Source organism: Rheinheimera faecalis (assembly GCF_021290965.1).
Taxonomy (GTDB): domain Bacteria; phylum Pseudomonadota; class Gammaproteobacteria; order Enterobacterales; family Alteromonadaceae; genus Pararheinheimera; species Pararheinheimera faecalis.
In genome coordinates, this window is sequence record NZ_JAJOYT010000002.1 from 285,891 (window position 1) to 300,759 (window position 14,869).

A 14,869-nucleotide genomic window follows, 5' to 3' on the forward strand; every position below is an offset into this window, starting at 1 on the left:
ACCAAAGTCATTGTACGGGCGACCTTTATGGTCGCCCGTGTCGCAGTCAATTTTCGATGTGACCGGGGCGAGAACGCGTAGCCAACAAAGCAGCAGCTTTAAATACGCAAAAGTCAGATTTAACCAAAGTAGTTGAAGTTGCGGCGAGGCGGCAAGTGGGTGAGACCCCGGGAGCATAGCTGTCTATGTGACCGGGGCGAGAACGCGTAGCCAACAAAGCAGCAGCTTTAAATACGCAGGTTAAACAGATATAAAGCAAATATCAGGGTTCATTCAGGTAAAAAGCTCTGCGGAATTTGATACTGCAACCATCAAGTTCGTCAGGAGAGCCACTAATGAATAACAAATGGTTGATCAGCTCATGTGTTGCGACAGCCGCAGGAATAGTTGCTGGTGCAACTTACCTGTTATTTTCTGAGTATTCAGTTTTATCCGGTAGCCAAAGCTGGGTGTTAAGCTCCACCTGGTCCAGTGTGATGTTATGGCTTTTTGTGTCCATGTTTCTGCTGGCGTTGCTGTTTAATATTCTGGCCTTTCTGGAGCTCGAGCGCCAGGAAGAAGTGTTGAACCCTATGTGGTGGCCACAAGGCAATAAACTTGGGCGGCAACAGCAGCAGTTCAAAGAGAACACACAGCTTTTATTGCAGTTTTTTGGCCGCGAAATGGAGTCGGTTGAAGACTGTGATTCCCACTTCTTAGTTCGTCGTCAGCAACAGGCTTTGCTGCTTTATATCCAACCTGAATTAGATCAAGCCTTAACAGTGGCTCAGGTCCGTTCTGTGTTTCAGCAGATGCTATCGCTCAATTGCCAACGCGGCTTAATTGTCTGCTACCAAAAAATTAATAGCCAGGTTCGGTTGTTTGCTGCAGAAGCAGGTATTGAGCTTTTTGACCAACAACGACTGAAAAAATACATGAATGCTGAAAATTTCAGCCAATTAGCACTTATATAAGGCTGTTATAAAGCTATATAAAGCTTTCGTCATGTTTTTATCGCCAAATTTGTCATGATGATCAAGCGTTTACGAATGTTAGACATGGAACGGAACAAAGATAACGGATTACACACTTCCTGCCTGGCCAGACACTGTCTGGCCATTTTTTTAACCTCAACACTGACCCAACCTAAGTTTTATTCTGCTGCTCTGCTGAGGTTTAACAACAGCTTCACTGAATCACTTTTGTCAGCTTTTCCGCTGTATACACTTGCTGTGTCTTTGGTACCGCGTTACCTAAATCTTTATGACAAAAGAAGCTGCTTAGATGTTTAAGTCCCTGCTGACTAAATGGGATCTGAGCATGTCTGGTGGACAACAACTTGTGATAAAAAAAGCCAGAGCAATGGCCCTGGCTGATGGTTTGGTTAAAAGAGGGATTAATGTAACTTGAAGCTGCGCACTGCGTTTTCCAGTGTGCCTGCCGCTGTCGCTACCTGTGCACTTTGTTCCAGAGTAGAAGTGGCTCTTTCAGTACTTTGTTCAGCTAAATCCACCATGCTGTGCATACTTTGCTCTATAGCAGTTCCGAGCTGTAGCTGACTGGACGTGGTGGTGGCAATGTTATCGCTGATTTGATGCATAGCTTCGATAGCATGGTTAATTTCAGCTAAAGCTGTCATTAGCTGACTGTTTTGCGCAACACAGTTATTGGCATCGGTCTGGCCTTTTTCGATAGATTTCACGGCGTGCATACTTTGTTGCTGCAAACTGCCAATCATAGTGCGGATTTCATCTGTTGCCTGCTGACTGCGCACAGCTAAAGAACGGACTTCATCTGCGACTACAGCAAAACCCCGACCTTGTTCACCGGCTCTGGCTGCCTCTATGGCAGCGTTTAATGCCAGCAGGTTAGTTTGCTCAGCTATGCCACGAATAGTGGTCAGAATGCCGCCTATATTGTTTGATTCGGTATTCACCGCCTGCATCGTATTGCTGGTATCGTTCAGTTGTTGCGCCAGCTCCTGGATCAGTTTGTTATTGGCTGCTGATACCTGATCAATTTGCTGGCTTTGAGTTAAAGCCTGCTGCATTTGCTGCTGCGCTATATCGGCTTGCTCTGCTATCTGATGTGTATTGGTCGCTAGTTGTTGGGTAATACCATTCACTTCAGCCACCTGGTGATGCTGGGTACTTAAAGCCTGGTGAATAGCGCTGACTTCCTGGCTGGAGAAGCGAGCGCTTTGATTCAGTTCCAGCACCCCTTGCTGAATTTGTTCAATCAGTTGTCGCAGAGCTTTAATCAGGGTATTAACGTTAGCGGATAATTCACCAAACTCATCGTCTGAATTAATGGTCAGCTCACGACTTAAATCGCCCTGAGCGATGCGGTCCAGTACTCTGTTGATACCGGACAAAGGGGTGATCATGGCTTTAATTGTCAGATAAGCTGCACCTATCGCCAGACCCACCAGCACTATCAACATAATGACAGCACGGATAGTGCCGGAGTTTAAAGCTGAGGATAAATCTTGTTGTAACGAATTAAACTGGCTGTCTGCCTGGCCAATCATTTGATCCAGCGCGGCCACAGCCTGTGTGACTTGTTGTTCAGATAAATCCAGTTGTTGCCTTGCCGCTTGTAATTGCTTTACCTGCAGCAATTTAATATTCACCAGATTGTTTTCACCTTCAATCCGGTTTTTGGCTTCGCCGAGTTGTGCCAGAAAGTCCTGCCATAAATCATCAGCACCCACTTGTTTAACAATATTGGCAATGTAATCCAGATTGCCTTGCATATCACTAAAGGCAAACTCCAGATTTTCCTGGCTGCTTGCCAGTTGTGCCGGATCTGTCATAGCGGCAATTTCACGAACAGTCTTCAGTAAACCCAACAACTGGCCATCAACCCGACCCGCAGCCCCTTCCAACAACGCCATTTGTGCAGCTTTACCAGGTGCGTCTAAAAAGGAAATATCTACCAGCGTTGCGCCTGCTGTATCGATCAGATTTTCCAGCTCTTTCAGCTCTGCTGAGGCTTTATCGCCCAAAGCTATAGCTTCTAAACGAGCTTTAAATAACTGTTCAACGGCCTGCTGATAGGCCAAAGAGGTTTGTTGGGCTTCTGCTAAAGGTTTTTGTAAAGCTGGTTCTTTGGTCACTAAAGGTGTCAGAGTATCCATTCTGCTGCGGAATATTTCAGACGTCTGAGTAAACTCGTTTTGATAGGACTTAATTTTGGCTGCCTCTTCGGCTGTGTAACCCAAAGCAGATAACTTGGCGAGTTTCAGTAACTGAATTTGCGCCATATTACTTTGTTGTTGCACCGGTACTGCAGTTTCATTCATCCGGCTACTGGTGCTGTTCACTACAGCAAAACTCCAGAGCGACGATAAACTGGCGACTAATAACAGCAAGGCAATAAAGCCAAAGCCCAGATAAATTTTATGCGCAACACGAAGTTTCATAGACAAATTCCAACAGCTGTTATGGTTTTAGTATTGGTTAGAAATAAGGCATTAGGTATATACGCAGCTGAAACTAACAAAGTTTTTTTAACTGGTCTAGCCAGATTGGTGCAAATTTAGTTTTTTCTGATAAAAAAAGAGCACCAAAATGGTGCTCTTTGTTAGAAAGTGTAATTAAACTATAAGCTTAAAAGCTGCTTAACAAGTTAGCCGGTAATAAAGAATTTAAGCTGCCATGACGTAATAGTTCGGCTGCTTTTTCGATATCAGGTGCAAAGTAGCGATCCACATCATAAAAGCTGACTTGCTGACGTAAGATTGCCTTCGCTTGCTCAACTGCTGCTGCGCCTTTTAGTGGTGCACGGAAGTCGATACCCTGAGCTGCCGCCAGATACTCAACAGCCAACACGCCTAAGGTATTTTCTGCCATATCTGCTAAACGACGGGCGGCGAAAGTCGCCATAGACACATGGTCTTCCTGATTGGCTGAAGTCGGTAAGCTGTCCACAGATGCCGGATGCGCCAGAGATTTATTCTCAGAGGCCAAAGCTGCAGCTGTCACCTGAGCAATCATAAAGCCGCTGTTTACACCGCCATTATTCACTAAGAAGGCCGGTAATTTGCTTAAATGCGAGTCGATTAAAAGTGCCATACGGCGCTCAGAAATAGAACCAATTTCAGCAATAGCCAAAGCCAGATTATCGGCCGCCATAGCCACAGGTTCGGCGTGGAAGTTACCACCAGAGATAATGTCATCTTCAGCAGCAAACACCAGCGGGTTGTCGGTCACGCCGTTGGCTTCGACTAATAACACAGAAGCCGCAAAACGGATTTGGGCTAAACAGGCACCCATCACCTGAGGCTGGCAACGCAAGCTGTATGGGTCTTGTACTTTTTCACAGTCGATATGTGACTCGGCAATTTCTGAGCTTTCACCTAATAAATGGCGGTAAATCAGAGCTGCATCTATCTGACCTTGTTGACCACGCACTGCATGAATACGGGCATCAAAAGGGGAGCGGCTACCCATAGCAGCTTCCACACTCATAGCACCAATCACAGAACCAGCTGCATATAAGTCTTCAGCGCGGAATAAACCTTCCAAAGCAAAAGCAGTGGATGCCTGAGTACCGTTTAATAAAGCCAAACCTTCTTTCGCTGCTAAAGTAATAGGCTCTAAACCCGCTATGGCTAAACCTTCTTTGGCGGAATAAATCTGACCAGCGATACAGACTTCGCCTTCACCTATTAAAGGCAACACCATATGAGATAAAGGTGCTAAATCGCCTGAAGCACCGACTGAGCCTTTTTTCGGAATACAAGGATAGACACCCGCATTGACCAATTGGATCAGCGCGTTAATCACCAGTGGGCGCACGCCTGAATAACCACGGGCCAAAGAGTTAATTTTCAGTACCAGCATTAAACGTACTGTGCTGTCGTCCATCAGATCGCCAAAACCAGCAGCGTGCGATAGAACGATAGAACGCTGCAGCGTTTCCAGTTTGTCTTTTTCAATTTTGGTATTGGCCAATAAACCAAAGCCGGTATTGATGCCGTACACAGTGCGGTTTTCCGCAACAATTTTAGCTACTGTAGCAGCTGATGCTTCAATCGCAGGCAAAGCGGCCGGGTCTAAAGTCACAGTCACTGCATGTTGTTGCACCTGACGCAGTTGCGCCAGAGTCAGTTCACCAGGGGTGATGGTTAAAGCGTAAGTCATGTTCTTATCCTTCAAATTAGTTCTGGTTGATCATTGGCAGATCAAGGCCTTGTTCACGGGCGCAGTTTTTGGCTATGTCATAACCTGCATCGGCATGACGCATTACGCCAGTGCCTGGGTCGTTCCACAATACGCGGCCTAAACGACGGGCTGCTGCCTCTGTACCATCAGCTAAAATAACCACACCAGAATGCTGGCTATAACCCATACCTACGCCACCGCCGTGGTGCAAAGACACCCAGGTTGCGCCGCCTGCTGTGTTCAAAAGTGCATTTAATAATGGCCAGTCAGACACAGCGTCTGATCCATCCATCATGGCTTCGGTTTCGCGGTTTGGACTGGCCACAGAGCCTGAGTCTAAATGGTCACGGCCAATGATGATCGGCGCTTTTAATTCGCCGTTTTTCACCATTTCGTTAAAAGCTAAGGCAATACGGGCACGGTCTTTTAAGCCAATCCAGCAAATACGGGCTGGTAAACCCTGGAACTTAATACGTTCACGCGCCATATCCAGCCAGCGGTGTAAATGCGGATTGTCCGGGATCAGCTCTTTGACTTTAGCGTCTGTTTTATAGATATCTTCCGGATCTCCAGATAAAGCCACCCAGCGGAATGGGCCTATGCCTTCACAAAACAGTGGACGGATATAAGCTGGCACAAAACCCGGATAATCAAAAGCGTTAGCAACACCCATATCCAAAGCCATCTGGCGGATATTATTGCCGTAATCCACAGCAACTGCGCCTTTGCTTTGCATATCTAAAGTAGCTTGCACCTGAATGGCCATTGAGGCTTTAGCGGCTTGTACTACTGCAGTTTCATCTTCAAGACGACGCACTTTGGCTTGTTCCATGGTCCAGCCTTGTGGCAGGTAACCATTTAACGGGTCGTGCGCAGAAGTTTGGTCAGTCACTACATCAGGAATGATATTGCGTTTCACCAGTTCAGCGAAGATATCAGCAGCATTGCCTAACAAACCGATAGAAGTGGGTTTACCTGATGCTTTGGCCACTTCAAGCTGAGCTAAAGCTTCATCCAGGTTGTAGGCTTTTTGATCAACATAACCAGTGCGCAGACGGAAATCGATACGGGATTCGTCGACTTCGCAGGCAATCATATGAAAACCAGCCATGGTCGCAGCTAATGGCTGAGCGCCGCCCATGCCACCTAAACCACCGGTAAGAACCCACTTGCCATTTGGCTCACCGGCAAAGTGCTGTTTAGCTATGGCAACAAAAGTCTCGTAGGTACCCTGAACTATGCCCTGAGTACCAATGTAGATCCAGGAACCAGCTGTCATCTGGCCGTACATCATCAGGCCTTGTTTATCCAACTCGTTAAAGTGTTCCCAGTTGGCCCAGTTAGGTACCAGGTTAGAGTTCGCCAGTAATACACGAGGCGCGTCCGGGTGAGTCGGAAATACACCTACGGGTTTACCGCTTTGGATCAACAAGGTTTGGTCGTCGTTTAATCTGTCCAGTACTTCGACTATTTTGTCATAACAAGCCCAATCACGGGCTGCACGGCCTATGCCGCCATATACCACTAAAGAGGTTGGGTGCTCGGCCACTTCGGGGTCAAGGTTATTCATCAACATACGTTTGGCAGCTTCGGTCTGCCAGCTCTTGGCGGTAATTTCGCTGCCGCGGGCGGCGCGGATCACACGGCTTGGGTCTAAACGTGGATTGCTCATAGGGTTATCTCTTTAAGTCTTAGGTTTGATATTCAGGTGCCCGCCTAAACGATAGCGGCTGCCTGCAGAGGTCAGATAGGCAAAACTGACAGCACCACCCCGGCTGAAGGTGCGGCGTGTCAGGCGTAAACAAGGTTCTGAAGCTGGTATTTTCAAATGCTGACGGGTCAGTTCATCCGGCAATACGGCTTCCACTATGTGCTCGGCGTCTGTTAAAGGCGCCACAGCACTTAAGTATTCATGTGGGGTTTGCAGTACAAAGTCCTGCGCTAAATAATCAGGCACTTGCTCCGGATTGACATAACGGGCTTCCAGCTGCAGTGGTTGCTGGTTTTCATAATGCACAATCAGTGAAAAAAACACCGGCGCATTGCGGCTTATTCCCAAAGCTGTGGCGACAACTCCTGGGCAAGGTAAGCTGGTCAGTTGCACTAATTCAGCTTTATGAAAATGGCCACGGCGCTGAATTTCATCGGCAATATTACGAATTTCCAGCAAAGATGATTGTGACTTTGGCGAAGCGACAAAACTGCCAACCCCCTGAGTACGATAAAGTACGCCTTGTTCGGTCAGTTCCTGCAAAGCACGACGTGCTGTCATGCGACTGACGGCAAACTGAGTCGCCAGCTCGTTTTCCGATGGAATACGGCTATGCTCAGGCCAGGCGGCAGTTTCTACCTGACTCAAAATATAATCTTTGATAGCGGCAAACTTCTTTTGCCCAGAACTGTTGTCCATGACTGCTTTAACGCCTGAGTTTGAATGCAAAGAAAAATAGCTGAATTTGGTTGTATATACAAGTTGTTCGGGTAGAATTAATTTCAGCGCTAAAAATCAGGCCAAAAGCCGTGCGGGGGAATGAAATGCAAGTCTTTGATGCAATTTGGATTAATGTCAATTTAGCTACTATGACTGATAATGGTCAGCCTTATGGAGCTATTACCAATGGCGCCTTGGCGGTGAAAGATGGCCGTATTGCCTGGTTGGGCCCTAAAGCCGGATTACCAGAAACTGACTTGTTATCGACCCCTTTGTATGATGGCAAAGGCCAGTGGTTATTACCGGGCTTTATCGACTGCCATACCCACTTGGTGTATGCAGGAAGCCGCGCCAATGAATTTGAAATGCGTTTAAATGGTGCTACTTATCAGCAAATCGCAGAAGCGGGCGGTGGCATTAAATCTACAGTAGCGGCGACCCGTGCCGCCAGCCATGAAGAGTTGTTTGTGCTGAGTAAGCAGCGCTTAAACGCACTTTTAAGTCAGGGCGTGACTACTGTTGAAATCAAATCAGGTTATGGCCTGGATTTAGAGACAGAGCAAAAAATTCTGGAAGTTGCGGCAGAACTAAACCGTACTCATCCGATGGATATTCAGAAAACCTTTTTAGGTGCTCATGCTTTGCCTGTGGAATATGCAGGACGGCCTGATGACTATATGCAGTTGGTGGTCAATGAAATGCTGCCACAATTGCATCAACAAGGGCTGGTCGATGCAGTAGATGTATTTTGTGAAGGCATAGGTTTTTCGGTAGCACAAAGCCGCTTATTGTTTGAAAAAGCCAAAGCCCTGGGTTTGCCTGTCAAAGCTCATGCTGAGCAGCTATCACATTTAGGTGGTGCCAGTTTAGTGGCCGAATTCAGTGGTTTATCTGCTGATCATATTGAATATTTGCAAGAACAAGACGTGTTAGCAATGAAAGCCGCTGGCACTGTGGCTGTGGTGCTACCAGGTGCATTTTACTTTTTACGCGAAACCAAACTGCCACCTTTTGATTTGTTGCGCCAGCATCAGGTGCCTATGGCGATTTCTACCGACTTAAACCCTGGTACTTCGCCTTTCTGTAATTTGCCTTTGATGCTGAATATGGCTTGTACTTTATTCCGTCTTACGCCCCAGGAAGCCATAGCGGGCGTGACCCGGCATGCGGCAGCAGCTTTAGGTATGGCCGACAGAGGCACTTTGGCTGTAGGCCAGCAGGCTGATTTTGGACTTTATCAAATCAGTCAGCCAGCAGAATTGTGTTATCAATTTGGTGTCAGCGCTTTAACCCAACTGATCAAAGCAGGGCGGGAAGTTAATCTGCGTGGACTGAGCTAACTTTACAAGGCGGAAAAACAGAGTAATCTTAAGATCTTATCTGATCTTTTGAGTGTTGGCTGTGTCGTTATCTTCTAGGTCTGTTTTGTCTGCTGTACTACTGACCAGCTCTGCCCCTGCTTTGGCCCAGAGTCTGGCCAGCCAGCCTTTGTTTTACGCTGTCGTACTGTTAAGCCTTTTGGTGCTGCTTTTCGCGGCTTGGGTTGTGGTGCTGAAAAAACGTTTGGCGGAGCAAAAGCCACCACAAAAACAAGCTAAGCCCAAAGATCTGTCCTTTTTATCTCTGCACGATGACACCAGCGGTTTACCGAATAAATTACAGTTACAACAACAGTTTGAACTCTGGTGTCGTAGTCATACCAACCAAAAAGCATCTTTGCTGTTATTAAAAATTCAGAATTTTGAACGGGTGAATCAGGCTTTGGGGCATCAGAATGCCAATCTGGTGTTATTGCAGATAGCTCAGCGTATCAATGCGGCAGTGCAGCAGGATCAGGAATTGCTGGTGCTGGAGCAGCAAGGTAAACAAAGCAGTAAAGTGGCCCATTTAGGTGGGGTAGATTTTGTGCTGTGGGTGGATGCTAATACCCGCCAGCATGCTGCTGAGCAAATTGCCCGCCGCTTAGAGCACAATGTGCCCGAAACCTTACTTATTCATGGTTGTGCCGTAGAGTATCAACTGCAAAGTGGTATTGCGCATTATCCACAGCATGGTGAATTGTTATCTGATTTGATAGACCGCGCTTATCTTGCGATGCAAAACCGGCAAGTAACCCAGACCAGTACTGTGGTATTTCATCCGGACTTGATTAGCTACAACAACGATAAGCTTGGCTTGATGGCTGAGCTACGAAATGCCATTAGTCAGCAACAATTAAAGCTGCATATCCAACCACAAATTGCCTTAAGTTCACGCCAGGTGCTGGCGGGTGAAGTCTTGGTACGCTGGCATCATCCACGCCGCGGTTTGTTGGGGCCTGCAGAGTTTTTAGAACTGGCCGAGCAAATGGGGGTTATTTATCCCTTGACTCAATGGGTGCTGGAAAAAGCAGTGATGACGCTGGCGGAGTTGGCGCAGCAAGAGATCCATTGCAAAATTGCGGTAAACATTTCCAGTAAAGATTTATTGCAGGACGAACTGGTCGACAGCTTAGAACTGCTGCTGAAACGGCATAAAGTACAGCCTTCGCAGCTGGTGCTGGAACTCAAAGAAAGTGCGCTGGTGGCAGAACCAGTGAAAGCCATGCGTATGCTCAAACATCTGGCTCAACTTGGAGTTGAGCTGGCGCTGGACGATTTTGGTACCGGATTTTCGTCGCTGGCCTATTTGCGTGAACTACCCATCAGCCAGGTGAAAGTGGATTGCTCCTTTATTTTTGATTTGCACCGTTCAGATACTCACACTGCCATTACCGGCGCCATTATTGATATGGCAAAAAACATGAATTTTATGGTGGTGGCCGAAGGTATTGAGCAACCTGAAGTCGAGCAAAAACTAATAGCTATGGGCTGTGCCAGAGGGCAGGGCTTTTTATATGCCAAGCCCTTTGCGCTGGATGCCTTTCCTGCCTGGGTCAAGCAGTGGAGTTATAGCAAAGCGACTTACTGAGCCTTACCAAACAAAAAAGCACAGACTAAAGCTGTTAAGATCTGACCCGCATCGTTCATGCCAGCTGCTAAACCTGCCGGGTGCTGAGCAGGAGCTGCTTCTGCCAGGTGTAAATAACGGCTTTGTGTCTGGCTTGCCAACAGATATACGAAATGCTCTGCTTGTTGTACTGACACTCCGCAACTGTTGTAGGCGCTGACCGGCATGCCGGTAATGGCGTCCGTATCCAGCTCTATGCCAAAGACTTGCTGTGGATCACGCTGGCTTAACCAGAGTTTCAGCAGCTCTGGCCAGGGGGCTTGTTCCCGCACAAACAGCTGCTGATAACTTAATAGATCCACACCAGCTTTTTTAATTTGTTCTAACGAGCTGGCCGAGTTTTTCAGCTCATGCAAGCCCATCACCAGATAACTATCTAAATGCCCCTGAGCTTTGGCATAACTGAAACCATTGCCGCTGTGGCGACCTTCCAGCAAACGGAAATCGGCATGAGGGTCGAGGTTGATGCAGTTGACGGCCTGCTGCTGGTTTTTGGCTAAAGCACTTAACAGCGGCAAACTGTTGTTATGACCACCCCCTATCACTATAGGCATTAAGTCTGCAGCAAAAATAGCCGACAATACAGGCTCTAAGCGTAAATCAATCTCTGCGCAGAGGCTGCGTAAAGTGGCCAGGTCGGCACTCTGACTTTGTTGCTGCAGGTCGGCACAGTTCAGCTCACCCAATAGCAGTATTTGTGAGCCATCTAAAAATTCGTTTTGCTGCAAGTTAATAAACTTACGGATAAAGGCCTGCCAGCCCAGATCGGAACCGCCTTGACCCAAATTGGCGCGTGGGCCTATATCTTCAGGTACGCCCAACAACACAAAAACACAACCTTGTTGTTTAGCTGCAGTTAAAGCCTCAGTCAAAGGTAAAGCAGGATCGGCATAACGCAGCACCTGACCCAAACGGGTTTCGCCTTCGCGTAGCTGTTGAAAGGCCGCCAAAGAGGCGGCCTGATAGCGGATTAAAGCATCACTCATCTGTTATTCCAGATCTAAAGGCTCAGGGGATAAAATAATACCTGTGTTGTCGGCATACAGATGATCGCCAGGTAAAAAGGTCACTCCACCAAAATTAACCGGTATCTCGTGTTCGCCGAAACCACGATCATCAGCACCCACAGGAATAGCGTTGACTGCCTGAATACCAATATCAAAATCTTCCAGTGTATCGACATCACGCACGCTACCGTAACAGACTATGCCTTCCCAGCCATTGGTGGCAGCTATAGACGCTAACTCACCATCAATCAAAGCACGACGGGCAGAACCACCACCGTCAATCAATAACACTTTGCCTACGCCAGGTTCAGCTAAAGCCTGGCGAATTAAACCGTTGTCTTCAAAGCATTTTATAGTCTGGACTGTGCCACCAAAAGAACGGCGGCCACCGTAGTTGGCGAAAATGGGCTCAACCACATCGATCATGTCGGCGTAAAGGTCACATAATTCCGAAGTGTTATATTCCATGTTGTGCTCCAAACTTTAAGTCTTTGATCAAAAACACAGTATACCCGTCTCACCTGAAGCTGCAAGGTCGTTGACAGTGGTCATTCGGCTGAATTTTTGGGTGGAATCGCTGTCCGCTATTTTCACTATTCTTTTGCTGCTTGATTGTGACTCTGTATTGCCAGTGTTAAGGTGACTTTGCTAATTTAATTTAAGTTGTTTCTTCAGGACCTTGCCTTTGAGCCCAGAGCTGTTAGCCCGAACCTTGTTGCACCTGACGCAGATAGGGTTTGCATTCACCCTTACCGCCTTGCTTTGGTATTTTTTCCGGGTTTATCAACGTAATTACCTGAAATCCTGGGCCATAGCTTTTAGTTGTTTTACTGCTTATGCAGCCTTTATTTTGGTTGAGGTATTTTGGCGACCTGTATTTGCTGCTGAATTTTTAGGCTTAGGCGTCAAGTTTTTATACATCAGTTTTTGTTACGCTTTTGCGGTCTGGATTCTGGTTGGGGTCTATGAAGCTGTGAAACAGCAGCGACTTGCTGCTCGCACCGTAAACCAACTGCTGCTGTTGGTGACTGGTATTTCTTTCCTCTCCGTCACTTTGTTTTTGTTGTTGCCACAGTGGCAAGACATGACTTTGTATCTGCAATTTTATATGCGCTTAGTGCTGATCGGCGTTGCTTTATGTGTGGCAGGCTTCTGGCTTTGGAGTTTAACCAAACGAATTTTTGCAACTAAAGTAGTTGCCAGTGCTATGTTGGCTTGGGGAATATTATTTTTGGCTAGTGCCAGTTCTATACTGTTGCACGACGCTCAGGATGAACCTATCCAGATTGTGCTTTATTTTAAGCATATTGAGCTGCTGATCCAGGTCATTTTAGGTTTAGGTTTGATCATTTGGTTGCAGGAAGACGAACGCAGCACTAATCAGCAACTGACGGCTAAAACTCAATATCTGGATAGTCACGACCCTTTAACCGGTGCATTAAATCGTGATGCCTTGCTACGGGAGTTGTCGCTGTTATTGCAGACAGACAATGCATTAACTTTGTTAATGATAGGTCTGGATAGCTTTAAAGTGGTGAACGAATCTGTTGGCTTAAAACAGGGCGATCGCATCTTACGCGAAGTAAATCGGCGTTTTGAATCTTCTATTGTCAAACCCCGCTTAATAGCCCGTACCGGCGGTGATATTTTTGCGCTGGTGCTGGAAGATTGCACTACAGACAGACAAAAGCTGTTTGCTTTACAGCATTTGGAGCAACTGATTGAGAAGCCTTTCACCACAGACCATGGCCTTATTAAGCTGACCGCCAGCATAGGTCTGGCTTGTGCGCCACAGCATGCTATTGAAGCTGATATGTTGCTGCAAAAAGCCAACATTGCGTTTCACCATTGTAAACGTCAGCAACAACGTTGCACCTTTTATCAGCCTGGCATGGAAGAAGAATCAGCACGCTTGCTCAGTCTGGAGAAAGACTTACTCTTAGCTTTAGAGCAGGACCAGTTTATCTTTTATTTCCAGCCGCAATGGGATCTGCGGGAGCAAAAAATTGAAGCTTATGAGGCTTTGGTGCGTTGGGAACATCCGCAAAAAGGCTTATTAATGCCGGGTCAGTTTTTACCTTTGGTAGAACAAGTGGGCTTAAGTAAAGAGCTGGATTTATTGCTGTTGGAAAAAGCCGTCTGCACTTTGGCTGAGTGGAAAAAACAAGGTATTCATATTCCGCTGGCGGTAAATATGTCACCTGTACATTTTCAGGTTGATGGTTTAAAAGGCCGTATTCAGCAGTTGTTATTAAAGTATCAGGTATCGCCAGCAGTGCTGGAGCTGGAGATCACTGAAAACACCGCCATGGGCGATATGGAAAAAGGCTCTAACTATATTAATGAGTTGCAGCAAATGGGGATCCGGGTTTCTATTGATGACTTTGGCACCGGCTACTCGTCTTTGGGCTACTTGCGTAAAATGCCAATAGATAAAATTAAAATTGACCGTAGTTTTGTCACAGATATGGCCGCTAATGACTCCGATATGATGATAGTCAAAACCATGATCACGCTGGCTCATGGCTTAGGCAAACGTATTCTGGCTGAAGGGGTCGAAACAGAAACTCAGCTGCAGTTGTTGCGTACTTTGGCTTGTGATGCCATTCAAGGCTATCTGTTGGCCAAACCATTACCTGAAGCAGAAGCTTTGGCTTTGCTGAATGGTTGTGTTTTATCGCGATAATTGGTTGTTTTTTGTCATTTTTTTGTCACCAAGCCACTTTAAGCTAAACCCAGTCAAAGTAATGCGGCGGGTGGCTTATGTGGTTACAAAGGCTCGGGTCATGGGATCAGCGCTGTTTTCTGGCACTTTTTAGCCGAAGCGAACGCAAGCGCATCCATCAGTTTAGTTTCTGGTGTTCTAAAACCGGTGACGGCCCTTTATACCTTGGATTAGTTGCTCTGTTATTTGCTTTAGAATTGACTCACGCAAGTGCCTTTACTGAATTACTGTTACTTAGTTTTGCCATTGAATTACCGCTGTATCTGCTATTAAAAAACTCAATTCGTCGTCAGCGCCCTTATCAGTTAATGGCGGGCATGATGCAAGCTCATATCGAAGCTTCAGATAAATTCAGTTTACCCTCGGGTCACACAGCTGCAGCTTTTGTGGTCGCAAGTACTTTGTTGTGTTTTTATCCGGAGTGGGCCTGGTTAGCCTTTAGCTGGGCTGGTTTGATTGGCCTGTCACGTATCCTGTTAGGGGTACATTTTCCGCTGGATATTCTGGCGGGTTCTTCTTTGGGTGTATCCAGTTGCATGGTGGCACAACAAATCCTGCACTAGTTCTGCAA

The 14,869-nt window shown here is 46.7% G+C and carries 11 protein-coding genes; 5 read left to right on the plus strand and 6 right to left on the minus strand.

The features are described 5' to 3' along the window. Nucleotides 1–335: 335 nt before the first annotated feature. Nucleotides 336–953, plus strand: a complete 618-nt coding sequence (locus LSG34_RS04970) for a restriction endonuclease (protein WP_233007708.1) — start codon at nucleotides 336–338, stop codon at nucleotides 951–953. 422 nt (nucleotides 954–1,375) lie between these two features. Here LSG34_RS04970 and LSG34_RS04975 read toward each other — a convergent pair whose 3' ends face one another. The 4 genes from LSG34_RS04975 to hutC all read right to left on the minus strand — a co-directional run bounded on the left by LSG34_RS04975 (nucleotide 1,376) and on the right by hutC (nucleotide 7,557). Further along, entirely contained in the window at nucleotides 1,376–3,403 is a 2,028-nt protein-coding gene (locus tag LSG34_RS04975; protein WP_233007709.1) for a methyl-accepting chemotaxis protein, read from the minus strand. A 187-nt stretch (nucleotides 3,404–3,590) separates the two neighbouring features. Then, nucleotides 3,591–5,126 (minus strand): histidine ammonia-lyase, encoded by a 1,536-nt coding sequence (gene hutH, locus LSG34_RS04980; protein WP_233007710.1) that lies wholly within the window; start codon nucleotides 5,124–5,126, stop codon nucleotides 3,591–3,593. Nucleotides 5,127–5,142: 16 nt separating this feature from the next. Next, a complete protein-coding gene (gene hutU / locus LSG34_RS04985; protein WP_233007711.1) occupies nucleotides 5,143–6,819 on the minus strand; it encodes a urocanate hydratase in 1,677 nt (558 codons plus the stop codon). A gap of 12 nt (nucleotides 6,820–6,831) precedes the next feature. Further along, entirely contained in the window at nucleotides 6,832–7,557 is a 726-nt protein-coding gene (hutC, locus tag LSG34_RS04990) for a histidine utilization repressor (protein ID WP_233007712.1), read from the minus strand. Nucleotides 7,558–7,682: 125 nt separating this feature from the next. On the opposite strand from hutC, the gene hutI reads away from it, so the two are divergent. Next, nucleotides 7,683–8,918, plus strand: coding sequence for an imidazolonepropionase (gene hutI / locus LSG34_RS04995; RefSeq protein WP_233007713.1), 1,236 nt, complete (start codon nucleotides 7,683–7,685; stop codon nucleotides 8,916–8,918). A gap of 61 nt (nucleotides 8,919–8,979) precedes the next feature. Beyond that, the gene (locus LSG34_RS05000) at nucleotides 8,980–10,527 is read left to right on the plus strand and encodes a putative bifunctional diguanylate cyclase/phosphodiesterase (RefSeq protein ID WP_233007714.1); all 1,548 of its coding nucleotides are present in this window, start codon (nucleotides 8,980–8,982) and stop codon (nucleotides 10,525–10,527) included. Here the strand turns inward: LSG34_RS05000 and LSG34_RS05005 are convergent. Together LSG34_RS05005 and rraA are read right to left on the minus strand one after the other, a co-directional pair. Beyond that, complete coding sequence (locus tag LSG34_RS05005) at nucleotides 10,521–11,552, minus strand: formimidoylglutamase (protein WP_233007715.1); 1,032 nt, start codon at nucleotides 11,550–11,552, stop codon at nucleotides 10,521–10,523. The two genes, LSG34_RS05000 and LSG34_RS05005, sit on opposite strands and share 7 nt — an antisense overlap. A 3-nt stretch (nucleotides 11,553–11,555) precedes the next feature. Then, on the minus strand, nucleotides 11,556–12,041 hold the full coding sequence (gene rraA / locus LSG34_RS05010) for a ribonuclease E activity regulator RraA (protein ID WP_233007716.1): 486 nt from the start codon (nucleotides 12,039–12,041) through the stop codon (nucleotides 11,556–11,558). A 217-nt stretch (nucleotides 12,042–12,258) separates the two neighbouring features. Here rraA and LSG34_RS05015 point away from each other — a divergent pair, with 217 nt between their 5' ends. Together LSG34_RS05015 and LSG34_RS05020 are read left to right on the plus strand one after the other, a co-directional pair. Then, nucleotides 12,259–14,259 (plus strand): putative bifunctional diguanylate cyclase/phosphodiesterase, encoded by a 2,001-nt coding sequence (locus LSG34_RS05015; protein ID WP_233007717.1) that lies wholly within the window; start codon nucleotides 12,259–12,261, stop codon nucleotides 14,257–14,259. A 77-nt stretch (nucleotides 14,260–14,336) separates the two neighbouring features. Continuing rightward, complete coding sequence (locus LSG34_RS05020) at nucleotides 14,337–14,861, plus strand: phosphatase PAP2 family protein (RefSeq protein ID WP_233007718.1); 525 nt, start codon at nucleotides 14,337–14,339, stop codon at nucleotides 14,859–14,861. The last annotated feature ends 8 nt before the right edge of the window (nucleotides 14,862–14,869 follow it).